The sequence below is a fragment of the Paenibacillus yonginensis genome, assembly GCF_001685395.1.
Lineage (GTDB): Bacteria > Bacillota > Bacilli > Paenibacillales > Paenibacillaceae > Fontibacillus > Fontibacillus yonginensis.
This window is the reverse complement of the sequence record NZ_CP014167.1, coordinates 4,347,828-4,372,408: the sequence shown is the minus strand read 5'-3', so window position 1 is coordinate 4,372,408 and position 24,581 is coordinate 4,347,828. Positions and strand designations below refer to the sequence as shown.

The 24,581-nt window shown below is 53.3% G+C and carries 15 protein-coding genes and 4 pseudogenes; 9 read left to right on the top strand and 10 right to left on the bottom strand.

From position 1 onward, the window contains the following. The first annotated feature begins 60 nt into the window (after positions 1-60). The 4 genes and pseudogenes from AWM70_RS19905 to AWM70_RS19890 all read left to right on the top strand — a co-directional run. On the top strand, positions 61-945 hold the full coding sequence (locus AWM70_RS19905; RefSeq protein WP_068699346.1) for a carbohydrate ABC transporter permease: 885 nt from the start codon (positions 61-63) through the stop codon (positions 943-945). Continuing rightward, positions 945-1,784 (top strand): carbohydrate ABC transporter permease, encoded by an 840-nt coding sequence (locus AWM70_RS19900; RefSeq protein ID WP_068699344.1) that lies wholly within the window; start codon positions 945-947, stop codon positions 1,782-1,784. Before AWM70_RS19905 ends, AWM70_RS19900 begins: the two co-directional genes overlap by 1 nt. A 124-nt stretch (positions 1,785-1,908) precedes the next feature. Continuing rightward, positions 1,909-3,207, top strand: coding sequence for an ABC transporter substrate-binding protein (locus AWM70_RS19895; protein WP_068699343.1), 1,299 nt, complete (start codon positions 1,909-1,911; stop codon positions 3,205-3,207). Positions 3,208-3,421: 214 nt separating this feature from the next. Next, positions 3,422-4,963 (top strand): annotated as a pseudogene (locus tag AWM70_RS19890) (catalase); the annotation flags it as partial. A 119-nt stretch (positions 4,964-5,082) separates the two neighbouring features. Here AWM70_RS19890 and AWM70_RS19885 read toward each other — a convergent pair. Beyond that, entirely contained in the window at positions 5,083-5,796 is a 714-nt protein-coding gene (locus AWM70_RS19885) for a response regulator transcription factor (protein ID WP_068699339.1), read from the bottom strand. A gap of 78 nt (positions 5,797-5,874) precedes the next feature. Beyond that, positions 5,875-7,026, bottom strand: a complete 1,152-nt coding sequence (locus AWM70_RS19880; protein WP_169823476.1) for a sensor histidine kinase — start codon at positions 7,024-7,026, stop codon at positions 5,875-5,877. Between the two features lie 491 nt (positions 7,027-7,517). Between AWM70_RS19880 and tnpA the strand changes: the two are divergent. Continuing rightward, a pseudogene (gene tnpA, locus AWM70_RS22980) lies at positions 7,518-7,853 on the top strand (IS200/IS605 family transposase); the annotation flags it as partial. A 4-nt stretch (positions 7,854-7,857) separates the two neighbouring features. Here tnpA and AWM70_RS19875 read toward each other — a convergent pair. After that, positions 7,858-9,008: pseudogene (locus AWM70_RS19875) on the bottom strand (IS3 family transposase). A 71-nt stretch (positions 9,009-9,079) separates the two neighbouring features. On the opposite strand from AWM70_RS19875, the pseudogene AWM70_RS19865 reads away from it, so the two are divergent. Together AWM70_RS19865 and AWM70_RS19860 are read left to right on the top strand one after the other, a co-directional pair. Beyond that, positions 9,080-9,247, top strand: a pseudogene (locus tag AWM70_RS19865) (IS200/IS605 family transposase); the annotation flags it as partial. 185 nt (positions 9,248-9,432) lie between these two features. Further along, positions 9,433-9,840 (top strand): DUF1453 family protein, encoded by a 408-nt coding sequence (locus tag AWM70_RS19860; RefSeq protein WP_068699332.1) that lies wholly within the window; start codon positions 9,433-9,435, stop codon positions 9,838-9,840. 247 nt (positions 9,841-10,087) lie between these two features. Here the strand turns inward: AWM70_RS19860 and AWM70_RS19855 are convergent, their stop codons facing one another. From AWM70_RS19855 to AWM70_RS19830, 5 genes are all read right to left on the bottom strand, one after another. Next, positions 10,088-11,428, bottom strand: a complete 1,341-nt coding sequence (locus AWM70_RS19855; protein WP_068699330.1) for a glycosyltransferase family 2 protein — start codon at positions 11,426-11,428, stop codon at positions 10,088-10,090. 592 nt (positions 11,429-12,020) lie between these two features. Next, positions 12,021-13,679, bottom strand: coding sequence for a class I adenylate-forming enzyme family protein (locus tag AWM70_RS19845; protein WP_237167760.1), 1,659 nt, complete (start codon positions 13,677-13,679; stop codon positions 12,021-12,023). Positions 13,680-13,715: 36 nt separating this feature from the next. Beyond that, positions 13,716-14,957 carry a beta-ketoacyl-ACP synthase II gene (fabF, locus tag AWM70_RS19840; RefSeq protein ID WP_068699326.1) on the bottom strand — a complete coding sequence of 414 codons (1,242 nt, stop codon included), beginning with the start codon at positions 14,955-14,957 and terminating at the stop codon, positions 13,716-13,718. A 30-nt stretch (positions 14,958-14,987) separates the two neighbouring features. Continuing rightward, on the bottom strand, positions 14,988-15,440 hold the full coding sequence (locus AWM70_RS19835) for an acyl-CoA thioesterase (RefSeq protein ID WP_068699324.1): 453 nt from the start codon (positions 15,438-15,440) through the stop codon (positions 14,988-14,990). Positions 15,441-15,709: 269 nt separating this feature from the next. Further along, the gene (locus AWM70_RS19830; RefSeq protein ID WP_068699322.1) at positions 15,710-16,090 is read right to left on the bottom strand and encodes a winged helix-turn-helix transcriptional regulator; all 381 of its coding nucleotides are present in this window, start codon (positions 16,088-16,090) and stop codon (positions 15,710-15,712) included. 123 nt (positions 16,091-16,213) lie between these two features. Between AWM70_RS19830 and AWM70_RS19825 the strand changes: the two genes are divergently transcribed. Continuing rightward, a complete protein-coding gene (locus AWM70_RS19825) occupies positions 16,214-17,254 on the top strand; it encodes a zinc-binding alcohol dehydrogenase family protein (RefSeq protein WP_418303189.1) in 1,041 nt (346 codons plus the stop codon). Between the two features lie 153 nt (positions 17,255-17,407). Here the strand turns inward: AWM70_RS19825 and AWM70_RS19820 are convergent, their stop codons facing one another. Both AWM70_RS19820 and AWM70_RS19815 read right to left on the bottom strand, forming a co-directional pair. Beyond that, complete coding sequence (locus AWM70_RS19820) at positions 17,408-18,319, bottom strand: DMT family transporter (protein WP_068699316.1); 912 nt, start codon at positions 18,317-18,319, stop codon at positions 17,408-17,410. A 243-nt stretch (positions 18,320-18,562) separates the two neighbouring features. After that, complete coding sequence (locus AWM70_RS19815; protein WP_068699314.1) at positions 18,563-19,621, bottom strand: LLM class flavin-dependent oxidoreductase; 1,059 nt, start codon at positions 19,619-19,621, stop codon at positions 18,563-18,565. A 273-nt stretch (positions 19,622-19,894) separates the two neighbouring features. Here AWM70_RS19815 and AWM70_RS19810 point away from each other — a divergent pair, with 273 nt between their 5' ends. Continuing rightward, positions 19,895-24,418: a S8 family serine peptidase gene (locus AWM70_RS19810; protein WP_068699312.1), complete on the top strand. Its 4,524-nt coding sequence runs from the start codon at positions 19,895-19,897 to the stop codon at positions 24,416-24,418. The last annotated feature ends 163 nt before the right edge of the window (positions 24,419-24,581 follow it).

Genomic DNA, 24,581 nt, shown 5'->3' with positions numbered 1-24,581 from the left:
GTCGGTGTTCGGTCTCCCGCTTCAGCAAGTATACTCACAATACGAAAGGGGAGAAGGTTTATGACACGCAAACAACGCAGCGAATGGATGCAGCAGCTGGTTTTTGTAGGGCCGGGCGTGCTGTTTTTCCTGGCCATCGTTTTTATTCCGTTTCTGCTCGGCTTCTATTACTCCTTTACAGACTGGGACGGTCTGGATCTTGATAAAGCCAAATGGACGGGCATGCACAACTTGACACGAATTTTTACGGATGATCCGAACTTCTGGCATTCCTTCGGGTTTACGCTACGTTTCACGCTGGCTACGGTCATCGGCGCAAATGTGCTGGCCTTCCTGCTGGCGCTGCTGCTGACCAAACCGCTCAAGGCGAAGAACGCCCTGCGGACGGTCTTTTTCCTGCCAAACGTTATCGGCGGCATCCTGCTCGGCTTCATCTGGCAGTTTATTTTCACCAAGGGGTTTGGCGCGATCGGCGATCTGACGCATATTCCTCTGTTTAACCTGCCTTGGCTCGGCACCCCTGCGACGGCCTTCTGGGGCATCTGCATCGTCTTTATCTGGCAGACGGCCGGTTATATGATGGTCATTTATATCGCGGCTTTGGCCGGCATGCCGAAGGATCTGCTCGAAGCGGCCCGCATCGACGGCGCCAGCTACTGGCAGCTGCTCCGCAAAATCATTTTGCCGCTGATCATGCCGGCGATCACGATTTGTTTGTTCCTGACCACCTCCAACGCGTTCAAAATGTTCGACCTTAACCTGTCGCTTACGAAAGGCGGGCCGGGTACCTCCACCCAGTCGCTGGCTTTCAACGTTTACGCCGAAGCGCTGAACAATAACCGTTACGGGCTGGGCACGGCCAAAGCGATGATCTTTTTCTTCGCGGTATCCATCATTACGGTTGTTCAGGTCTGGATTACGAAAAGCAAGGAGGTCGAAGCCTGATGGAAACCCGCGAACGCTACAAAGTTTCGACCCTGATCCTGGAAATTGCGGCGATCCTGCTGGCGCTTTTGTTCCTGTCGCCGTTTTATTTTGTGCTTGTGAATTCATTCAAGAATTTAGGCGAAATTCTGATCGACGCGGCCTCCTGGCCAAAGCAGTTCCTCTGGGACAATTACTCGAAGGTCTGGGACGCCATCAACTTCCCGCTGGTGTTCCGGAACTCGTTTATTATTACGATCTGCAGCGTCATCGGCATCGTTATCATCAGCTCCATGACGGCTTACCGCCTTGTGCGGCGGCCTACCGTTTTTAATAAAATTTTGTTCACCGTACTGATTTCGTCCATGATCATTCCATTTCAATCCGTTATGCTCCAGCTGGTGCGGATTACGTCCCTGCTGGAGATTCGGGGGCACCTGTACGGCATTATCATCTGTTATCTCGGCTTCGGTCTGGCGCTTTCGATGTTCCTGTTCCACGGGTTTATCAAATCGGTGCCTTTAGAAATCGAAGAAGCCGCGGTGGTTGACGGATGCTCCCCTTACGGGGTATTCTGGAAAATCGTGTTCCCGCTGCTGACGCCAATCATCGTGACCAACATTATTTTGAACACGCTTTGGATCTGGAACGACTATCTGCTTCCGGTCCTGCTGATCGGCGGCAACAACGACCTGACGACGATCCCGATCGGGATCACGAAGTTTTTTGGGCAATATACGAAGCAGTGGAACCTGGCCCTTCCGGGTCTTGCCATCGGCATTGCGCCGGTCATTATCTTCTTCCTGTTCCTGCAAAAATATATTGTCGAAGGCATCACCGCCGGCTCGGTTAAAGGATAATTCAAAATCAATATGTTCCACCTTTTTGTTCAATGCAGGAAGTCGCAGAAACAATCATCCGTTTCTATACTTGAGTTAGAAGTAAACGTTTACAAAATAAAGATTTGGAAGGGGATTTCCAAACATGAAAAAGGTTCTAATGGTCGGGGTCACTACTTTGCTCGCCATGGTTATGGCCACAGGCTGCGGTTCTAACAATAGCGGCAATTCAGCCAGCAACGGCGGAAGCAGCACGAACAGCGGTACGTCCGCCAGCAACGCTCCTGCTAAAGACGTTTCAATCAAGGTGTTCCAGTTTAAAGTGGAAATTGCCGAGCAGCTCAATCAGCTGGCGAAAGAATACGAGAAGGAAACCGGCGTCCATGTCGACGTGGAAACGCACGGCGGCGGCGAAGATTACGGCGCACTGCTGAAAGCAGCCATCGCGTCCGGCACAGAGCCTGAAATCTACAACAACGGCGGCTACGCCGCGCTGGAGCCTTACATGGACCGGGCAACCGATCTGTCCGACCAAGCGTGGGTGCCGAACCTGCTGGAAACGACTAAAGCGCCTACCACCGTGGACGGCAAGCTGTACGGCATGCCGATGAATACGGAAGGCTACGGCATCATTTACAACAAAGATCTGTTTGCCAAAGCGGGCATTACAACTGAACCCAAAACGCTGCCCGAGTTGACCGATGCGGTGAAGAAACTCAAAGACGCCGGTATCACGCCGTTTGAAGCGACCAATGAATGGTGGTCCCTCGGCATCCATATGGTGAACGTGGCGATCGCCAACCAGCCGGACCCCGCCAAATTCGTGGAGGACTGGAAAGCCGGCAAAACGACGGCCGCAGGCAACGAAGTATTCAAACAGTGGCTCAACTACGTGGATCTCGTGTTCCAGAACGCGCAGAAGGACATGCTGACCACCGACTATGCGACTCAGGTGGCCACCTTCGCGGCCGGTCAGGCGGCTATGCTGCCGCAAGGGAACTGGGTACAAGGCGACATCGACAAAGTTAATCCGGACCTAAACCTCGGCGTGCTGCCGATCTCCATTAACGACCAGGCCGGCCATGTGCTGATCGGCGTGCCGAACAACTGGATCGTCAACAGCAAATCCGCTCATCCGGACGAAGCGAAGAAATTCCTGGACTGGATGGTGACTTCCGATACCGGCAAAAAATATTTGACGCAGGAGTTCCACTTCATGCCTGCCGAAACGAACATCGACGCTACGAAAGAAGATATCGGCGCCATCGCCGACGGCGTCAAAGCTCTGAACTCTACGGCGCTCGGCTGGTTCTGGGACCGCTTCCCGGACGGCACGACCCAAGGCTTCGGCGCAGCGATGCAGGAATATCAAGGCGGCCGCATCAGCAAAGACGAAATGCTGGCCAAATTCGATAAGACCGTTGCCGATATGATGAAGAAATAAGACGGCCGCTGCAATTCAAACTTAATCCGTTTTCAACGACACAGATTAGAGGACTCCGCTCTCCGGTTTTATAGAGAGTGGGGTCCTTCTTGTCCTATCAAACAAATATTTAAATTTCCCCACTTCCGCATAATTCCATTTCCCTTGGCAAAAAGTACATCTATAACCAGCTAAAAGGATGTGTGAGCTAATAATGGACCAAAAGGACAACAACATGACGCTGACGAACCGTCAGGGCCACCCGATCACCAATAATCAGAACATCAGAACGGTCGGCGACCGCGGGCCTTCGACGCTTGAGAACTATCATTTTCTGGAGAAAATGTCCCACTTTGACCGCGAACGTATCCCGCAGCGCGTCGTTCACGCGCGCGGCGCCGGTGCGCACGGCTACTTTGAGGCCTACGGCAAGGTCGGCGACGAGCCTGTGTCCAAATACACGCGCGCCAAGCTGTTCCAGGAGGCGGGGAAGCAGACGCCGGTGTTTGTGCGTTTTTCCACGGTGATCCATGGCGGGCATTCCCCGGAGATGTTCCGCGATCCGCGCGGGTTCGCCACTAAATTCTATACCGAAGACGGCAACTGGGATCTGGTCGGCAACAACCTGAAGATATTCTTCATCCGAGACCCGCTTAAGTTCCCGGACATGGTCCACTCGTTCCGCCCCGATCCGGTCAACAACCTGGCCAATCCGGAAGGCATGTTCGATTTTGTCGCCAACAGCCCGGAAGCGATTCATATGATCACGTTCGTCTTCTCTCCTTGGGGGATTCCGGCCAATTACCGGCAAATGCAGGGCTCCGGCGTCAACACCTACAAATGGGTGAACAAGGACGGCGAAGCGGTGCTCGTCAAATACCATTGGGAGCCTAAACAAGGCATTAAGAATTTGACGCAGAAGGAAGCCGACGCCATTCAGGCCAAGAACACCAGCCATGCGACTCAGGACCTGTATGAAGCGATCGAGCGCGGCGACTATCCGGAATGGGAGCTGTGCGTGCAGATCATGAGCGACGACGAGCATGCAGAGCTGGATTTCGATCCGCTGGACGATACCAAGCTGTGGGACCAGGAGAAATGGCCGTTCCTGCCAGTCGGAAAAATGGTATTGAACAAAAATCCGGAGAACTATTTCGCCGAAGTGGAGCAGGCGGCTTTCGGGACGGGCGTGTTGGTGGACGGCCTGGACTTCTCCGACGATAAAATGCTGCAGGGCCGCACCTTTGCTTATTCCGATACTCAGCGCTATCGCGTTGGCACCAACTATTTGCAGCTGCCAATCAATGCGCCGAAGACGCATGTCGCCACCAACCAGCGCGACGGCCAGATGGAATACCGTGTTGACAAGGCACCGGGCCAGAACCCTCATGTTGATTACGAGCCGTCTTCTCTCGGCGGATTAAAGGAAGCCCCGCCTGCCGGCAAGGATCACGAGCCTTCCTACAATGCCAAGTTGGTTCGTCAATCTATCGAACGGACCAACGACTACAAGCAGGCCGGCGAAACGTACCGCAAATTCGAGGACTGGGAACGCGACGAGCTGATCAGCAACCTGGTGGATGCGCTTAAAGTATGCCAGCCGGTCATCCAGGAGAAAATGATCGAGCATTTCACCAAAGCTGACGCTGACTACGGGCAAAGAGTCAAGGACGGCCTGGACAAAGCCAAAGCCGGCATGAGCCATACCGGCTCCGCCGCCTTCCGCGAGGGTGCGGAAATCGCGGAGAAATCCGGACATAAGACGGACGGCTATTAAGTTTAAGTAAAACAAGTTAAGGCGGGAGGCTTCCGACATAAGTCAGAGGCCTCCCCCTGATGGCATTGTAAATCAAACACCCGATCCGCGGGACTTCGGATCGGGTGTTTCGTTTGCATTTAATCAATCAAACCGCTTCGGATCGCCAGCACCACCGCCTGGGTCCGGTCCCGGGCGCCAAGCTTCTGGATAATGTTGTGGACATGCGTTTTTACGGTTCCTTCGGAAACGTACAGCGTTGCAGCGATTTCCCCATTTTTCTTCCCGTAGCCCATCTGCTGCAGCACTTCCTTTTCCCGTTCGGTCAGCGGCTCCAGCAGGAAGGCCTGAGGAACGTTCTCCCCCTCCGTGTTCGATTCCGCCTCCGGCCCTTCCGGTTTCAGGGCAATGAACTGCGACATGACGGAACCCGCCTGCTTGCTGTTGAATAAAGCGGCCCCGGCCGAGATGGCCCGGATGCTTGATAAAAGTTCTTTCGTAGGCGTATCTTTGAGCAGGTATCCGCAGGCTCCGGCCCGAATTCCATCAAATACGTAGTCCTGGATATCAAAGGTCGTCAGCAGCACGATTTTGACGCCGGGCAGCTGCTTTACGATCTGCACGGTGGCCTCAAGCCCTGTCGCTTTAGGCATTTGCACATCCATCAGCATCAGGTCAGGCCGGGTCTTCTGCGCTACCTCGACGGCCTCTTCCCCGTCCCCCGCTTCGCCGACCACCTCCATGTCCTCCTGATGGTTCAGAATAAAACGCAGGCTCTCGCGAATTAACAATTGATCCTCTGCCAGCACGATTCGAATGGGTTTCCAAATATCCAAAATATCTTCCTCCTGCATGAAGTGGCTAAACGTCTTCTTCAACGCCGCTTCTTCCTCATTTCAATCCAAGGCTGCCGTTCTCCCCGCGCTGACGCCTCAGCTGTCAAAGTCGCATGGCTCGGCCTTGTCCTTCGCTTTAAAACCGGGCGGCCGAAGAGGAAGCTCGATCGTCAAGGTCAGCCCGCTGGGCTCATTTTGCCCGAACCGGCAGGTGCCGCCAACCGATTGACAGCGTTCCTGAATGCCTTGCTGGCCAAAGCCGAGCGGCTGGCCGGGTTCATGGCGGTAACTCCCGTTATCCTGCAGGGTTACCTTTAATAAATCATCTTCTTCAAGGAGACGGATCTTCACCTCGTCCGCTTCCGCATGGCGCATGACGTTGGTCAACGCCTCCTGCAGAATCCGGTAAAGCACGATCGACATGGCCGGGTCCCAATCGGATAAATCCTGGGTCTCCTCCCATTGAATGCGGAGATTTGTATTTGCAGCGGTTTGCGAAATCAGCCCCCGAAGGGCGGCCAGACCTAACCCGCTTTCATCTTCCTTCCATTCATGCACGGCCAGCCTAACCTCCTGCATCCCCGCGCGGGCCGTCCGGATCAAACCTTCCACGGCTTCGGGAGCAGCCTCGGGTTCGCTTTCCAGCATCATCTCGAGCGCCTGCAGCTGCACAATCATCGAGGTCAAATGATGGCCGAGGCCATCATGAATATCCCGGGCTATCCTCGTGCGCTCCGAAAGCGCGGCATACCGCATCGAGTTTACGGTCGCTTCCTGCAGCTGCTTATGAGCCTCCTGCAGCTCTTCGTGCGTCTTGTTCAATTCTTTGAGCTGCTGCTGGATGACGCTGTAGGCATTCTTGAGCCGGGCTCGGCCCTGAATAGCCATATATACGCCAAAGACAGCAAAGAGCGCTGTATAGGGAATGCTCCCGCTGTACGTTAAAATCACAATCTCAATGCCTGCGCAGGCCGCGAGCCCCCTCGCTGTCCATTCAAATTTCTTGGGGGGAACGGCCAGGAAGAAGATCAACGGCCAAAGCAGATTCGGCCCCGGATATTCTCCGCCGGCAAAATACCCGATGGCCACCCCAGCCATTAGGCACAGCGGCAGAACAACGATCTCCAGCCCGTTCCAGCCCCTGCCCCGGTTGGCAAACAGCCAAAAATACACAAACCCGTAAGGAACTAAAATAAAGACCCCTGCCCCGCTTCCGGGCTGATATTCGGATAAAAGAAAAAAAGCCAACGCGATCGTTATTAGCGTATACCGTCTGAACGATCTTAGTCTTGTTTTGTTACCTGCGGACAACATGGGCTCCTTCTTTCCTCTTTGACTTCTGTATCTCCGATTCGACCTCTGATTCCCGATAAGTTTATGGCCATTGTATCATAACCGGTCCGGATCTCTTCTCTATCTCCGGATAGAGAAAGAACTTAAACAAATCAACTGCCGGCAGAGGCGCTAGAACCCGGAAGACTGATAAGCTGTATACAGTTTCATTGACGCAAAACGAAAATACAATCCAAAACCATTTAGGAGGAACATCCATTGAACGAGTTTATTGTGCCGCTTCTGATCGCGGCAGTTATTATTTTTAGGCTTCAGCCTGTTGAGCGCGTGAAACGCGCGAAATATAAAACCACCCGCTATGCGGGTGGAGGGATCTAGGGTTACACCAATAAGACCATCCCGATAAAATTGAGATGTTCAGGCTCAATTCGAAAGGATGGTCTTAAATGGCAAATAAAAACTTTAGTTTAGCGCACACAAAGTGGATGTGTAAGTATCACATTGTGTTCACCCCGAAGTATAGACGTAAAGAGATCTACAATCAAGTGAGACGAGATCTAATTGAAATCATGAAGCGTCTATGTAAATACAAGGGAGTCGAGATATTAGAAGGACATATGATGCCGGATCATGTGCACATGCTGGTGGCGATTCCACCGAAAATATCTGTGTCTTCCTTTATGGGCTATTTAAAAGGGAAAAGCGCACTCATGATCTTTGAGAAGCATGCCAATTTGAAGTATAAGTATGGGAATTGGACCTCTGTCAAGATAGTAGACACAGATTTTAAGCAGCCTGGTTTAGGTAAAGCAGTTCATACTCCATGGGGGTATGGTAATCAATAGAGGAATGGATACGCCGAGTGTTGTAGAAGAACTCAATGTACTCGAAAATACTCTGCTTCGCTTGTTCCCTCGTTTCATAGTGGTTCAGGTAAATCAGTTCCTTTTTGAGGACACTATGGAATGACTCGATGCAGGCATTATCGTAGCAATTCCCCTTTCGGCTCATGCTTCCGATCATCTCATATGTTAACAGCTGTTTCTGGTAATCGTGAGAGGCGTATTGGCTTCCCCGATCGGAATGGTGAAGTAATCCAGGGTCTGGACGCCCTCGGCCATAGGCCTGCTGAAGGGCCCCAATCACGAGTTCCTTGGTCATCCGCTCACCCATTTGCCAACCGACAATTCTGCGAGAGTATAGGTCCATGACACTCGCCAGATACAACCATCCTTCCACGGTCCAGACATAGGTGATATCCGTTACCCATTTCTCCCCCGGCTTCGTGGCTTGAAACTCGCGGCCCAGCACATTGTCTTGAACGGGAAGCGCATGCTTGGAGTTGGTAGTCGCCTTGTACTTCTTTACGGTACGTGAGCGTAAGCCTTGTTTTTTCATGATTCGACCGACCGTGCGTTCGGAGATCTGAATCCCTTGACGATTCAACTGCCTGGTGAGTTTCGGGCTCCCGTAAAGCCTTCTGGACTCTTCGTAGGCCTTACGGACGTGCTCCGTCATCTCCCGGTGATGTTTTTCTCGTTCACTTTCCGGTCTGCACCGCCATTTGTAGTACCCGCTACGAGAGACTTTCAGGACAATGCACAACTTCTCCAATCGGTACTCGAAGCGGTGTTCATGAATGAACGAATACTTTACCGACGGTCTTTCGCGAAGTAGTGCATCGCTTTTTTTAAGATTTCATTTTCCTCTTGCAGCTCTCGGATTCGCTTCTGCATTTCCCGCATCTGATGCTCGTCCGATTTGAACACCTGGGCTGCAACCACTTCCGGATCTGTTCCAAACTTCTTAACCCAACCGTACACGGTGTTGTCGTTGATCTTCAGCTCTCGGGCGACTTCCGCCACCGTTTGGCCACTTTCCTTAATATGTTGCACCGTCTGACGCTTGAAGGCTTCGTCATACACAGGTTTTTTCATGGGACACAGTCTCCTTTTCTAATGCTGCTCCTTTCAGTATATTCTGTGTCTACTATTCAGTCTAACTTCAGAATCGTAAATTCTGGGCGGAAGGCTACTACGTAAGTACAGTGGGGCTAAATGAAGCCACCGTCGCCAAATACATTCGAGAGCAAGAGGCACATGACCAGGCAGTGGATAAGCTGAGTGTAAAAGAGTATGAAGATCCATTCAGCAGCAACAAGAGCAAGAAAAAGTAAAACCAGTTTAACTGGTAAGTGAAAGAGACAAATAACACTGAGCCTGAACGCTTTGTGGTCAGGCTAGCGTCTTTAGGCGCAGTTTGGCAACAAGGGGTTATACCCCTAGTGCAAACCACCCGTTGGACGGGTGGTTCTGATTTTTCGTTATTTTCAGACAATTTAAAGCAAGAAAAGTAAGACGCGTGCAGTTCTTCCTGCTGCCGATCATCGCTTTCTACGAAATGCTGCGATCAATGCCGCACCCGCTTCCGGGCCAAAGCGCTGCCGAACTATTGGTCACGGTGCTGCTGGCCGCCGTGGTCGGTATCGGCCAGGCTTACACCACCCGGCTTGAGTACCGGGGAGGGGAGCTGTACACCAAAGGCGGCTTCGGTTATTTTCTGTGCTGGATCGTTCTGCTCGCCTACCGGCTGCTGGTCCGCTGGGTATTTGAAGGAGCCGACGGATTCACTCATTTCTCGGAAGGCAACTGGCTGATCTTCGCCGGCATCGGTGTCGCTTGGGCCGTCCGTGGCCTCCTGCTGTACCGGCTTCATCCGGAAATCCGCTCCGCGCTGCTCCAAGGCCGGGAACAAACCGGGAGAAGCTGAGCCTTTCCCCAAGGCTATAAAGCCGTATGAAAAGTTAAAAAGCTGTCCGACGGATCACAGCCCGGGATAGCTTTTTTTTATTTTTCCATCCTCCTACCAGCTTCTCTCCTGCCGGTAATGCTCCCAGTCCATCTTGGCAAACGGCTCGGCCAGCCGCCGGGTCAGCTCCTATCGGTCAGGACGGGCATGCCCGATAACAGCTACATCACAGGCATACACCAGGTACTTCTTTCTCGGACGCCGTGCATCAGAGCGGCCCCGTTTCTCCATAAACGGCAGCCGCCCATGCCCGCCATTTGCGATATTCCGCCGAATGCCGCTTCGTTATGCTGCCCTTTCTGATCCGCCGGTGGTAAAGGAGGCGAGGAATGTGGCCAAAAGGCCCCTCCGGCGAAAGGCGGAGCAGCTGATGCATATCTTCATACAGACGGCCGCCGTAGGGATCGCTCTGCGCCCAGCCGCCAAGCTTATGCAGAACGTCGGTCCGGTAGCAGCGAGGTGCTGCAGGATATCCTTCAGCCGTAATCCGGCTTGCCGTGTACGGGGGTTCAAATCTACGTTCTCCAACATAGAAGAGCCTGCCGCCGGATACCTCCTGCCACTCCACATAATCTCCGTACCACAACACCCGCTCCGAAGCCGAGTTGTCGGCCGCTTGCTGAAGGTCCATGAGGGCGTCCGGCCCCAGCCAGTCATCCCCGTCCAGCTCAACTACCCATCGGCCGCGGGCGGCTTGCAGCGCCTGGTTTAGGCCCGCGCTTTTTCCACGGTTGGTTTCGTTTCTGAGGATCAGGATGCGGCGGTTGTCTGGTTCCAGGGGTACGAGGTACTCCTCCTCCAAATAAGTGTGGATGGCCTCAATTGTACCATCTCCGGAGCCGTCGTCTACGATGAGCAGCTCCCAGTCCCTGAAGGACTGGTTGATGACGCTGCGGATTGCCCAGGGGACATTAGCGGCTTCATTATGCAGGATCATAAATACAGAGAACAGCGGCGGTCTGTCCAGCGGCACAACCTCCTGATGCTTCAGCATAGGTATAAGAAAGCCCCGTTCTTCATGGCTGTTCTGCCATCTCGGCGGCTTCGGTCTGTCATCCTGCCAGCCTGAATTCACCGGAACTTTGACCTGCTGCGCAGAGAACCTCCTGGCAGCAATCAGCCGGTTCCACAATTCAAGCTCTATATAAGCTGCAAAAGGCAGCCGGTCTCTTCCCGCAAAGCCGGTCTGAGCCAGCATTTCGGTTCTCCAGAGGTACGGCCCTTCGTCAAATTCATTGCCCTCATCCGGCTCCGTCCCGGCTTCTCCAGCCTCCTCCCTGTCTCTTATCATTCGCCACAGGTCCAAACAGGCGGCTTGCGGAGAGGATACGGCCTGCTCCAAATAGCTCTTGAAATCCGGCAGCAGCCGGACGCCGGCCCGCAGGGTCAGACAGAACGAATCTCCGCTTCCCTGTAAAAATGTCCGGAACTCCGGCAATTCCTCCGTCCTTAACGAAACCAGCTCGGCATCAGGGAAAAGCTCCTTCACTGAATCGACTGTCAGTCTGGCTGCTATGGTCTGCTCTGCTGATAACACCGCGATGATCATCCGTCATCCCCCCCTCCTTCACCCTATGCAAAGCAAGGAAGGACCATACGCAGACACGCCCTGCTTCCGGCTGGATAATGGGAGCAGAAGGAGACTTTGAGCGGAGATCTTAAAGCTCTGCATGAACTAAGAAGGAAGCTGACCCACCAGGGCTACCCTTACCGGACCTCCCGCCACAGACTGGTCCTGGATGAAGCAGCGTATGCAGCAGCATAAACTTGTTCAGAATCCAATTATCTGGAATTTGCAATTAAGATAACAAAAACAAAGACAACTATGGCAAGAATGCCCAATACAATCAAGGTATTCACGAGGTGTCTCAACAAAGGCTTGCGATGATAGTCGACGTCTTCCTTTTTCTCTTTAGCTCTTCTCTGAGCAAGATCTTCATCTACCGAGTTTAGTTGGCTAGGCTCCATGACCATGTTGAAACCACCTCCGTTTTCTAATATTTAGAATTATATCATAAATCAACCACCCGCTAAGGCGCGGTTTTCTCTTAAACCCGCAGCTCTTCATTCATAATAAAAATAAAAACGACCGTGCGAGGACCAACCTCTTGCACGGTCGTTTCGTTTCTTACTGTTCGGGATTATCGCTCCAGCAGCCCGTTCTTCTGATCCTCCACCGCTAAAGCTCTGACGACAAAATGTTTCTTTTTGCCGGTAGCCGTGTAAGGCAGTTCATCAATAAACCGGTAGAAGCGCGGTTTCTTATAAGCCGCCAGCATCGGATGATTGCTGCAGTATTTGTTGAGCTCTTTGGCAGTCAGCTCCGGATCATCCTTGATGATGTAAGCGACCACGGCTTCGCCGCGCAGCTCGTCAGGCACGCCGACCACCACCGATTCCTTGACGCCAGGGTGCTGGTTCAGAATTTCTTCAATCTGTATCGGATGGATATTCTCACCGGAGGAGACGATCATGTCGTTCTTGCGGCCAACGACGGTTACGAACTCGTTCTCATCCCAAGTCCCCATATCGCCAATATAGATCCAGCCTTTATAGAACACCTTCTCGCTTTGATCCGGATTGTTGACGTAAGAATACGTGGTCTTCCCAGGCGCCCTAACGATGATCTCGCCGACTTCGCTGCCATCTTTGGCCACAACGTCGTCAGGCTCGGCCTTGCGGTCCGGATAGACCTTAACGACGGCCATGTCATCATCGGTACAGGAACGTCCGGCCGAACCGGTCATTTCAGGCAGGTCGTAAGGCCGCAGGAAGGTGTTCCAGAACGCCTCCGTTGTGCCGTAACCGTTGAAGATGTTCGGTGTCAGCACCTGCTGGTATTTGATGCAGTCCTCGCGCTCCAAAGGCGCCCCCATCGTAACAATGCCTTTCAGCTTCGACAGATCGGACGGCGTCTTGAGCTGGCTGTCGTGCAGCATTTTCAGCATAGGCGGTGCGCCGATCAGGAAAGTGATCCCGTATTTCTCGGCAAATTCAAGGGCTGTCTTGGGATGGAAATAACGGAGAATGACCACTTCGCCGCCCACGTACAGCGTAGGTGTAGGACCGCCGGAATGAAGGCCGCCGCGGTGGAACCAAGGGCTCATGTTCATCGTTTTATCAACGGGACTTAAAGGGAAATGCATCGCAACGTCATGAGCGGAGAGCACATCATTAATATGGTTGAGCGGCACGCCTTTAGGTCTTCCTGTGGTGCCGGACGTATATAGACGGGTATTCTCATCGTAAATGTGAGGACGGACATCGGTCTGCGGCTCCTGATCGGATTGACCGGCCAGGTAATCGGACATGGTGATATGGCCTTCAGGCGCTTCGTTATCATGACCTGTCAGATCGACCATCACGATCCGGCGCGGTTGATGAGCAGCCATCTCCAAAGCCTGAAGCGCGATTTCCTTAATCTCTGCATCATAGATGTATACAGCGGGTTTGCTGTCATCGAGAATATAGGCGGTTTCGCCAGGGGATAAACGGAAGTTGATCGGAGAGTTGATCGCGCCGAGCTTCTGCGGGGCAAGGTAGCTGAGCACAAATTCCACGGAATTCAGCAGCTGGTAAGTGACGATCTCATTCTTCGATACACCGTCAGCCAGCAGGGCGTTCGCCAGCTTATTTACGTCCCGGTTCAGCTCGCTGTAAGTCCAAGTACGTTCACGCTGCGTACAGGTGACGGCCGGCCGGCTGGCGAACCGGTGCACATTGCGCATAAATCCTTTGATATAAGTATATTCATGCTCAAAGGTTTCTTTGAACATAGTCACGTCATAAGTGTATTCCACGTTAGATCTCCCTCCAAATCGGATAAGTTGATAAAATCAGATAAATTTGCCTACGATCAAAGAGGCGTTCTGACCGCCGAAGCCAAACGAATTGGACATCGCCACGTTCACTTCACGCTCTTGCGCCTGGTTCGGCACGTAATTCAAATCGCATTCCGGGTCCGGCGTATCATAGTTAAGCGTAGGTGGAACAACGCCTTCACGGATCGCCTGAATGCAGGCAATCAGCTCCGTTACGCCGCCGGCCCCCATCAAATGGCCGGTTGCGCCTTTGGTCGAGCTGACAGCCAGCTTGTAAGCCCGCTCCCCAAATACAGCTTTGATCGCCTTCGTCTCGATCTGGTCACCCAGCTTGGTCGACGTAGCGTGCGCATTGATATAATCAATGGCGGACGGCCCGATTCCGGCCTGTTGCAGCGCATTCTGCATACACAAAATAGCGCCTCGTCCTTCCGGTTCGGGCGATGTAACATGATAAGCATCATTGCTGTTGGCATAACCGAGCAGCTCGGCTTTAATATCCGCTCCGCGCCGCAGCGCCGATTCCAGCGTCTCCAGCACAAGCGCCCCTCCGCCTTCACCCATGACGAATCCGTCGCGGTTCAAGTCGAACGGACGGCTGGCCTTCTCAGGCGCCTCGTTCCGTGTAGACAGCGCCCTTGCTGTAGACAAGCCCGCATCCATCAGCTGGCACAGAATCGACTCCGCCCCAACAGCCAGGACAGCATCAGCTTGTCCGCTGCGAAGCAGCATCGAGGCCATGCCAACAGCATCGGCACTGGAAGAGCAAGCCGTGCTGAGCGTCAGGCTAGGCCCTTTAAACCCATATGTAATGCCGATATAACCAGCTGCAATATTACCAAGCATCTTGGGCACCAAATGCGGACTCACCCGGAAGCTGCCGCTTTTGGTGACCTGCTCCTGAGCTGCTGTCGTCGTTGCAATCCCGCCCAGTGCCGTGCCGAGCACAACGCCCATCCGCTCAGGGGCGGCATCCGGCTTGGCGTCCTCCAGCGCTTCTGCAGCTGCCGCCAAGGCGAACTGCATAAAAATATCCGTTTGACCGACAAGCTTCCTTGGCATGTAATCGGCCGGCTCGAAGTCTTTCACTTCCGCGGCGATTTGGGCCGGAAGGCCGCTGGCGTCAAACCGGGTAATTGGGGCTACGCCGGTTTCCCCATTTTTCAAACGGTTCCAGTATTCTTGGACGCCAATTCCAAGCGGGGTTACGGCCCCCATCCCGGTGATGACGATCCGGTCTTTTGGCTCTTTTGCCATTTGCTGCACCTCATTTTTACCGATTGATGATCAATCTGCTTCCCGTTCTTGAAATACGGGCCATTTCTCCATCAGCTGCTCCCACAGCTCCGGATGCCGCCGTTTCAAATTAAACGGATTGCCTTCCGGGTCGACACAAGCATGGAAGGTTGTCCCTTCGGCAACCAAATCCCCGTTCTGTTTATAAATCCGGTATTGATATGCCATCCGGGTACGCGTCAGCGTCGTTAAGGAAGTATGTACCGTAATTTCTTCTTCCGGACGTACCATTCTTTTGTATTCACAGTCAGCCTTTAGACATACAAGCGCGATGCCGAGGTCATGGAAGGTCGGCATGTAAGGCAGCCCATAGTCGGCAAGATGCTTCATCCGGGCATTCGTGAACCAGTCAAACGTTCTTGCATAATACGAAATACCCGCCGCGTCACAATCGCCCCAGGTCACCTTCATTCCCATTACGGAAAGAGGGTAAGAATCCGGCATAAGCGCTCCCTCCTTAACTGTTCATCGTTTTATTTCAATATTGCTATATATACAATTATATATGATTTCGGTTCTTTGTCTTGCTTATTTTTAAAATTTACGAACAAAAAGTTAGCGAGTGTTTTTTTTATCCCCTATATACTGGATAACCCGGAACAGATCTGGACATACCTGCATGAACCGCCTTTTTGAAAATAAAAAAAACTCGCCCTGCCGGTTAACAGACAGGAAAAGGCTCTGAGTTCATTCTATTTAGAGTTGGTCCCAGATCATTCCGTCTCGGCTCTGCCGTCTGTCCGGACTTCCCCGACCTTGTTCTTATAGGTGACTCCCCACTCTTTCATGGCGGCGATAATCGGTGCGAGCGTCATGCCGAAATCGGTTAGCAGGTATTCTACTTTAGGCGGAACCTGCTGGTAAACGATCCGTTCCACGATGCCGTCACTTTCCAGCTCGCGGAGCTGCAGGGTCAGCATTCGCTGGGTAATCGTCGGGCATATTCTGCGCAGCTCATTGAACCGTTTTCTGCCGTCCAGAAGGTGATAAAGGATCACGCCTTTCCATTTGCCGCCGATTACATCAAGCGTATATTCAACCGGACATCCTTCACCATTCGGGCATTCGCCATAGCCGCTTTTTCGATTTCTCATCTTATATAACCTCCCGTTTACAGTATACTTTATGTGCCTATACAACATTAATGTGTGTACTTGTTATCGAGAACTATATCACATATATTGAGTTTACGACAATTCTTATTTCGAAAGGTGGAAATGAACATGACAGAACAAATGAAGGCAGTTGGATTATACCGCTATTTACCGGCTAATGATGAACAAAGTCTGCAGGATCTGCAGGTGGAGAAACCGGTGCCAGCCGGCCGCGACCTGCTGGTCCGCGTAAAAGCCATCTCCGTAAATCCCGTGGACGTTAAAGTGAGAGCGCCTAAAGCCAGAGTCGAGGAAACACCAAAAATTCTGGGCTGGGACGTTGCCGGCATCGTTGAGCAAACCGGCTCCGAAACCTCCCTGTTTAAAGCGGGAGACGAGGTGTATTATGCAGGCAGCCTTATCCGCCAGGGCGGAAACAGCGAGTTTCATCTCGTGGACGAACGGATTGTGGGCCGGAAGCCGGCAAATCTGGATTTCGCGGCAGCTGCCGCCCTGCCATTAACGGCCATTACGGCGTGGGAAGGATTGTTCGAAAGACTTGCCATCTCCAAAAATAAAGAGGATAACCAAGGCAAAAAGCTGCTGATCATCGGGGCTGCCGGTGGCGTAGGTTCGATTGCCCTGCAGCTGGCCCGTGAAGTCGGATTGACCGTTATCGGGACGGCCTCCCGTCCGGAAACAGAGAAATGGGTCCGTGACCACGGGGCTGACTACGTGATCAGCCATTATGAGGATTTCCGCACCCAGCTTGAGAAAGAAGGCATTAGCGAGGTCGATTACATCCTGTGCCTGCACAGCACCGAAAAACACTGGAAGGCCATGGAGGCCGTCATCAAACCGCTGGGCCACATCTGCTCCATTGTGGAAACCAGCGAGCCGCTGGATCTGACCCTGCTCAAAAACAAAAGCGTAACCTTCGCCTGGGAGTTTATGTTCACCCGCTCCAAATATGAAACGGAAGATATGATTGAGCAGCACCGGCTGCTTGATGAACTGGCCGACTGGATTGAACAAGGCCGCATCGAATCCACGCTGACGGAGACCCTCTCGCCGATTAATGCCGCCAACCTGCGCAAGGCCCATCTCCAAGTTGAAGAGAACCGCATGATCGGCAAGCTGGTGCTCGAGAACTTTGAAGGTTAAGGGAAGGGGTTGGAATTCCCGGCCCCGGGCTGAGGACAAGTTCTTCATTATATACGGAACAACCATGGGTCCCGACGAGGGATTCCATGGTTGTTTGTTTTTTTTTCTATAAGGCAGCCTGGTCAACCAATGGACGCTCTTTAAGCCGGCAGGCTAAACGGCTGTGATCTCCTGCTCCCGTCCCGGTGTCTTCTTCCTGCCTTTGCTGCCCGCTAAATAAACTCCGCCGAGAATAAAACACAAACCGGCCAGCATGTTCCAGCTCACCGTTTCGTCCAGCAGCGTGAATCCCCAGACCAGCGCCGTTACGGGAACAAGGTAAGTGACCATGGTGGCAAACTCGGGGCTGCCCTTCTGCACCATAAAGTAAAATAGGACATAAGCGAGACCCGAGCCGAACACCCCGAGGCCGATAACAGCCCCAAGTACAGGAAGGGAGGCCAGGTGAGCGAAGGAGACTTGTTCCGTGGAAAAGGCCATAACCCCGCTGCCGAGCATTGCCGATACCAAAGTGCCAAAGGTCGTCTGATACAGCGTCAATCCCGGCAGATAACGTTTGGTCAGCTGCGTGCCGAAGCCGTAGCACAAGGTAGCTCCCAGCATGCCTGTAAGCCCAACAGGATCTACCGAGGTCAAAGTGCCGGGCCGCAGCCCAACCAGAATCACAAGTCCGACGAGCGCAATGACCATCCCAAGCCACTGCCTGCGAGTCGTAGCTGCTTGGAACAGCACCACACCAATAACGAGAGTCCAGAGCGGTGTGGTCGCGTTCAGGATGGAAGCCATGCCGCTGGTCAGCCGGGTTTCGCTGAAGCCGATCAGCGCCCAGGGGACAGCTGTATTAATCAGGGAAATCGCCGCCATCGGCAGCCAGCGGATATTTTTGAATCCAAACGGCCTGCGAGTGACAAGCATAATCCCCACGATCACAACCAAGCCAAAGGATGATCTCATAAAAGCCACCCCCCAAGGACCGTAGTCGTCCAGCAGGATTTTAACGAATAGGAAAGACCCTCCCCAAATCAAGCTCAAGAGAATCAAAGCGAAGTACAGCGAACGGTTCATAGGACATGCCTTCTTTCTATATCAGGTTAGGAAATTAATCCGCGTACAAGCAGGGACAAAGGCGCACTTTGAAAAGTTTACCATGAAAAACAGAGTAGAGCTGAACATTTTTCGGATAAAAAAAAACGCCCAAAGCGTAAAGCCGGGGTGCCGATGCCGGACACTCCCGATCGCCTGGACGTTCTCTGGACGTTCTGTTCTATTGTGATTAAAGATTTAAGGATTAACGGCCTGCGAAGCCATTTATTTCGCTCCGCCTTCAGCTTCCCATTTGGCGATTTCTTCGCGGACACGAGGCGCGACTTCCTTGCCAAGCAGCTCGATCGACCGCATAACCTCGGCATGAGGCATAGTGCCGACCGGCGTATGCAGCATAAAGCGGGTGATGCCGACATGCTTGCGCAGATGGATGATTTTGTTCGCTACCGCTTCGGGGCCTCCGACATATAATGCCCCTTGGAAGCTGCGAGCCGCATCGAATGCCGCCCGGTCGTAGCGTCCCCATCCGCGTTCGCGGCCCAGCTTGGACATGGCGGCCTGCGTCGACGGGAAAAATTTGTCCGCCGCAAGCTCCGTCTCCTCGGCGACAAAGCCGTGGGAGTGCGAAGCAACCGGCAGCTTGGATACATCATGCCCGGCATGCGCCGCTGCCCGTTTGTACAGATCAACGAGCGGCGCAAACTGCACAGGGCTGCCGCCTATAATGGCCAGCACCAATGGCAGGCCGAGCAGACCGGCACGGACGACGGACTCCTGATTGCCGCCGCTGCCGATCCAGACCGGAAGGGGATCCTGAACCGGGCGAGGATACACGCCAAGGTCGTTGATGGCGGGACGGTGCCCGCCTTTCCAGGTGACTTTCTCCGAAGCCCGGATCTTGAGCAGCAGCTCCAGCTTCTCGTCAAACAGCTCATCATAATCGTTCAGATCGTATCCGAACAGCGGGAAGGATTCGATAAAAGAACCCCGGCCCGCCATAATTTCGGCACGTCCGTTCGAAATGCCGTCCAGGGCGGCAAAATCCTGGAATACACGGACCGGATCTGCCGATGACAGTACCGTTACCGCACTGGTCAAACGGATACGTTTCGTTTGGGGCGCAGCCGCAGCCAGCACAATCGCCGGATTGGAGGCTGCATAATCAGCGCGGTGGTGCTCACCGACGCCAAACACGTCCAGGCCTACCTCGTCGGCCAAAACAATTTCCTCTACGACCTCGCGCAAACGCTGTGCGTGACTGATGACTTCACCGGTCTTGGGATCCGGCGTTGTTTCTACAAAAGTGCTGATTCCTATTTCCACGGAAAATCCCTCCTAAATGATCATGGTTGCTGTACCTTTAGCTTTTACCAATCGGTAAACCGTAATCTCTCCTGTTTATAACTAAACATTTGTAAGTTGGTTACATATTTATACTTCCTCTATTTTGCCTCTTTTTGCGGGATTTTGCAAGCAGGAAAGCCGGGACCATTTTCCCAAGCTAGCCAGGAACCGGTTCATTGCGCCAAAGCTGGGTATATATACTAATCGCCTTTTTCTAAACGCAGTTAACCACATCCTGAAGGAGATGAGAGTTTGAGCAGGAGAATCATCGCAAGTATAGCAAGCTTCTTGCTGGCCTTTACGCTAGCCCTGCCAGGAGTAAACGCTCAGGAAAATCTTGTTAGTCCGGACAGCCAGGGAGATGCCCGTTTGACTCCCAAGCTGGATGTCCCCCCGCTTTCCTCCGAGCCCTTAATCAAGAGCGACAACGTCAAGCTGCAGGACAGGGATTTATCCAGCCTAAAGGCTAAGCAGGAGCCGGGCACAAGCACAGGCGAAACACCAGCCATCGAGAAACAGGATTCTTCCGACGAGGTATCCACCGAACCGGAAAGCTTCGTCCCCTTTTCAGACAGCAAAGAGCCTGTTTCCATCATCGTTGAGCTTCAAGAAGAACCTGTGAAGGTATATGAAGCCAAGGAAAACACTTTACGTTCCAGCTCGTCAGAAGCCCATAAATCCAGCATCCGGCTGGAACAGCAGACGTTTAAATCTCAAGCTTTGAACAAACTGAATGCCCAGTTTCACCGGCAGTATTCCGGCATTTTTAACGGTTACTCTTTGACCATCCCCTCTGATCAAGTAGACGATTTGTTGGCTCTCCCCGGCGTCAAAGCCGTCTACCCCAACAACAAGGTGTACGCTACCGAGGAGGATGGAGCTTCGGCAGAACCAGCTTCACCTGCTGGAAGCGCCGAGTTTATCGGAAGCAGCTCCTTCTGGGAGCAAGGCATCAAAGGAAACGGAGTTAAAGTGGGAGTTATTGATACCGGGATCGCAAAGGATCATCCGGATCTGCAAGGCGTAATCCTGACCGGTGATTGGGGATACGACTTGGTAAATAACGACTCCGAGCCTTATGAAACAACCGTGGAGGACTACCAGAAAGCCAAACAGCAGAACCCGAACCTCCCGGAAAAAGACGAAGACGGTCACCCTTATTGGACCTCTCATGGCACACATGTCTCCGGCATTATTGCAGGCCAGGGGGCTGGGACTGACGGACAGCCCGGCGTTACAGGCGTAGCTCCTAGGGCCGAGCTTCATGCCTACAAAGTGCTGGGTCCCTATGGGAGCGGAACTACGGACACGGTCATCGCCGGCATTGAGAGGGCCGTAGCAGACCGGATGGACGTGATCAACCTCTCCTTGGGCTCAGAGAGCAATAATGAGAATTCCGCGGAATCCGTGGCTTTGAACAATGCCGTATTAGCCGGCGTAGTGGCCGTGGTATCCGCCGGAAACTCCGGTCCCGGCGCAGCAACCGTCGGGGACCCGGGAACCTCGGAAATGGCGATTACGGTCGGCGCCTCCAGCTCTCCGCAGACCATACCTGTCGTCACAGTTATGCCCATGGAGAATGTCCGTTTTCTGATGAATCGGTTTGATCAATCTTCAGATCAAGGAAGTCTGAGCGGCTCTTACGAGCTGGTGGATGCCGGATTAGGCAGAGCTGAGGATTTTTCAGGGAAAGACGTAACTGGAAAAGTCGCCTTGATTAAGCGCGGGGAAATCGACTTCTCGGCAAAAGCACAAAACGCTCAGCAAGCCGGCGCTGCTGCAGTCCTCATTTATAATAATGTTCCTGAAGCGCTGGAGAGCGGAACGCTGGGCGGGGATACCTCGATTCACATTCCGGTTTATGCTCTTTCAGGCACGGATGGGGAAGCCATCCGCGCAGCTATGGCCCTGGTGACGCAATACGCCAAGTTCGGGAGCGCGGTGGAGCAGGATACTCTGGCTTCATTCAGTTCCCGGGGACCGGCCAAACCTTCTTATAAAATCAAACCTGATCTGTCAGCTCCGGGCGTAAACATCGAATCCAGCGTGCCTGAATATGAAGGCTGGTACGAAGCTGAAAGCGGAACAAGTATGGCTGCGCCTCATATCGCAGGCGCCGCGGCGCTGCTAAAGCAGTATTATCCGAAACTTGCCCCGGACGAGCTCAAAGCTTTGATGATGAACAACACCATAAATATGAACAACCAGAGCGGGGATCGCTATTCCTTTATGGATCAGGGGGCCGGCCGGATTGACCTTGATCAGACTATGAACGCCTCTGCTTTGGCTATAGTGAAAGAGTCCACCCAATCGGTTGAAAGCGGCGTTTCGACCCCTTACTATACCGGCAGTCTCTCCCTGGGATATGTAAGCTCCGGCCAAACTTATGACCGCGAGGTGGAGGTCAGGGATCTCTCCCATGCCGCAAGCGAGTATTCCATTACCACCTCCTGGTATGGGGATGCCCCGGGTGAAGCGGAGACCTCTGTCCCTTCCATAAGCTTGCAGGCGGATGGACAGGATTCCTTCAAAGTGTCCATTCAGGTAGCCGATACGGCTCGGCAGCAGCAGCTTTATGAAGGGCAGCTCACTTTGACCTCTGAGGGGAACGGCGATGTGATCCGGATCCCGATGGCTTTATATGTCGGTGATGCTCCGCAGGGCGATGCTGTATCTGATTTGACAGTCGATCCGGTTGCCTTCTCTCCGAATGCAGACGGAACAGCGGATACCGCTGATATTTCATTTACGCTGAGTCAATCCACCGGTTATTTCTCCCTGGATGTCTATCCGGCAGATGGAGGAGCGTGGATAGGCACGCTGGCTGAAACAAAAGAGGGTGAAGGACTGAACCCGGGAAGCTACAGGATCGAGGATTGGAACGGAACTATAAACGGCGACATTCTTCCAGACGGGGTATATTTCCTTGTGCCTTATGTAGGCAGCACCTTGGGAGATTCCGTTCCGTTAAAAAGTCAGATGACCTCATTCCTGGTCGATACCCAAGCTCCGGAATTCCAGCTTGACGATCCGGGCATCAAGTTAGATCCAGCCGGCCATTCCGGCACGATATCCGGGACAATCACTTATGATCTGCTCGCCGATCAGCTGGTTGGCTACAAGGACCTGAACCTGGACGATTTGATCGGTGTAGCTGCTGCATATCAGGCTAACGGACAAATGAAACAAGCAGACGGGACAATCGACAGCAGCGGACATTTCACCATCCAGGTGCCTGTTGCCTCTGGCAGCAATAGCTACAAGCTTTATGTATATGATGCCGCCGGGAACGGCCAGATTAATCCAGCCCAAACGTTACAATTTAATCTTAAAGAGCCTAAGCTGCGAGTACAGCCTTCATCCGTTTCTTTACAGGAAGGCGGACGCCAGCAACTGGAGGTCTATTATACGGGAACCGACGGCAAGGAGCATGACGTTTCCAAGGCAGCGTCCTATACCGCAGCCGACCCTCAAATTGCAGGAGTAAGCAGCGGACTCATTACGGGGAAAGAACCCGGCCGCACCACAATCGCCATCCAATATGAAGGTTTAACCGCGCAAGTCGGGGTTACCGTTGCAAGCGCTGCTGCGGGCGGCGTCGGCGGTGGCGGCGGTGGCTCCACGGGGCCTTCCGATCCGGCACCCGGCGTTCCGGGGTCAGGCGCTCCGTCATCTGGAGCCCCGGCATCTGGCGCTCCGGCGCCGAGCAGTCCGGCACCTAGCGGCCCGACGCCAAGCGAGCCCGTTATCCCGCAAACTCCGGATGAAGGAGAACGAGAGGCCCTTTCGACCAGCGGGCCAACCACCCTTGCCCTGGATAACGGCTTTACTGTAACCTTTCCAGCCAAGGCGAACCTGCCGGCCAATGCGGCTTATGCCGAAGTAAAACCGGCATCCGAGTCAGAAACCAAACGTTTGACGAGCAGTCTTGCTTTAAATAATAGCTATACACCGCTTGGCATTTATTATGACTTCTCACTGCTGAACACAAATGGGACTGCAATCAACGCGGCATCCCTTGCGGAGCCGGCTGACGTTGCCCTTCCGCTGGAAGCCCTCCCTATCGGCAGCTTGAACGGGGAGACCATTAATCTTTATGAGATTACGCCTGGGGGCGGCTTGATCCAGCATATTGGCCGGTTGAAAGACGGAAAGATCTCAGCCAAGATTACCAGCCCCGGCCGTTATCTGTTCATGGCCAGGAAGGTTGCATTCGCAGATGTAAGCCCATCGAATTATCCATGGGCGGCTAACGCAATTGAAGTATTGTCGTCCAAAGATATCATTGCGGGCACAGGCGCAAACCACTTTACGCCTGCCAAAGAGGTAACCCGCGCAGAATTTGTGGCCCTGCTGCTCAGAACGCTCGGGCTTGAGGAGGAGACCAGCGCCAAACCGGCTCCGTTTACCGATGTAAAGGCCGGGAGCTGGTATGCACAGGCCGTTCAAACCGCGGTTGCCAAGGGAATAATCAGCGGTTATGCCGACCATACCTTTGCTCCGAACCGGACCATCACCCGGGCGGAAATGGCCGCTATTTTATCGAGATCCCTCAATCTATTAGGCGGTGCTAATGCCGGAGCAGGAAGCGGACAACCTGTCCATTATGCCGATCAGGCGGGGATCCCTTCATGGTCACAAGCAGCCGTGGACCAAGTCTCCCGGCTCGGCCTCATGCAGGGAAGCGCCAATAACCGCTTCAACGGCGGCCAATCGGCAACAAGGGCGGAAGCGGCTGTAGTCGTATACCGAATGTTTAGAGACTTCACGAATTAAGGTAGAAGTCATATCCCCATCAAGGGCAGCTGCCGGTAGAACCCGGCAGCTGCCCTTCTGTTTGGTGAAAAGACTTGTCCCCGCCCGCTAATCCACTTCTATAAATGCTGTTATTTTCTGTCTTTGTCACAAATCCGTAAGCCATCTTGTCTCCTATTAGGTA

What these genes read in the sequence shown, in the direction of transcription:
- AWM70_RS19900 (WP_068699344.1), top strand. Translation starts at nt 945, where the DNA reads ATGGAAACCCGCGAACGCTACAAAGTTTCGACCCTGATCCTGGAAATT.
- AWM70_RS19895 (WP_068699343.1), top strand. Translation starts at nt 1,909, where the DNA reads ATGAAAAAGGTTCTAATGGTCGGGGTCACTACTTTGCTCGCCATGGTT.
- AWM70_RS19825 (WP_418303189.1), top strand. Translation starts at nt 16,214, where the DNA reads ATGAACATGACAGAACAAATGAAGGCAGTTGGATTATACCGCTATTTA.
- AWM70_RS19885 (WP_068699339.1), bottom strand. Translation starts at nt 5,796, where the DNA reads ATGCAGGAGGAAGATATTTTGGATATTTGGAAACCCATTCGAATCGTG.
- AWM70_RS19835 (WP_068699324.1), bottom strand. Translation starts at nt 15,440, where the DNA reads ATGCCGGATTCTTACCCTCTTTCCGTAATGGGAATGAAGGTGACCTGG.
- fabF (WP_068699326.1), bottom strand. Translation starts at nt 14,957, where the DNA reads ATGGCAAAAGAGCCAAAAGACCGGATCGTCATCACCGGGATGGGGGCC.
- AWM70_RS19855 (WP_068699330.1), bottom strand. Translation starts at nt 11,428, where the DNA reads ATGATCATCGCGGTGTTATCAGCAGAGCAGACCATAGCAGCCAGACTG.
- AWM70_RS19905 (WP_068699346.1), top strand. Translation starts at nt 61, where the DNA reads ATGACACGCAAACAACGCAGCGAATGGATGCAGCAGCTGGTTTTTGTA.
- AWM70_RS19820 (WP_068699316.1), bottom strand. Translation starts at nt 18,319, where the DNA reads ATGAACCGTTCGCTGTACTTCGCTTTGATTCTCTTGAGCTTGATTTGG.
- AWM70_RS19830 (WP_068699322.1), bottom strand. Translation starts at nt 16,090, where the DNA reads ATGAGAAATCGAAAAAGCGGCTATGGCGAATGCCCGAATGGTGAAGGA.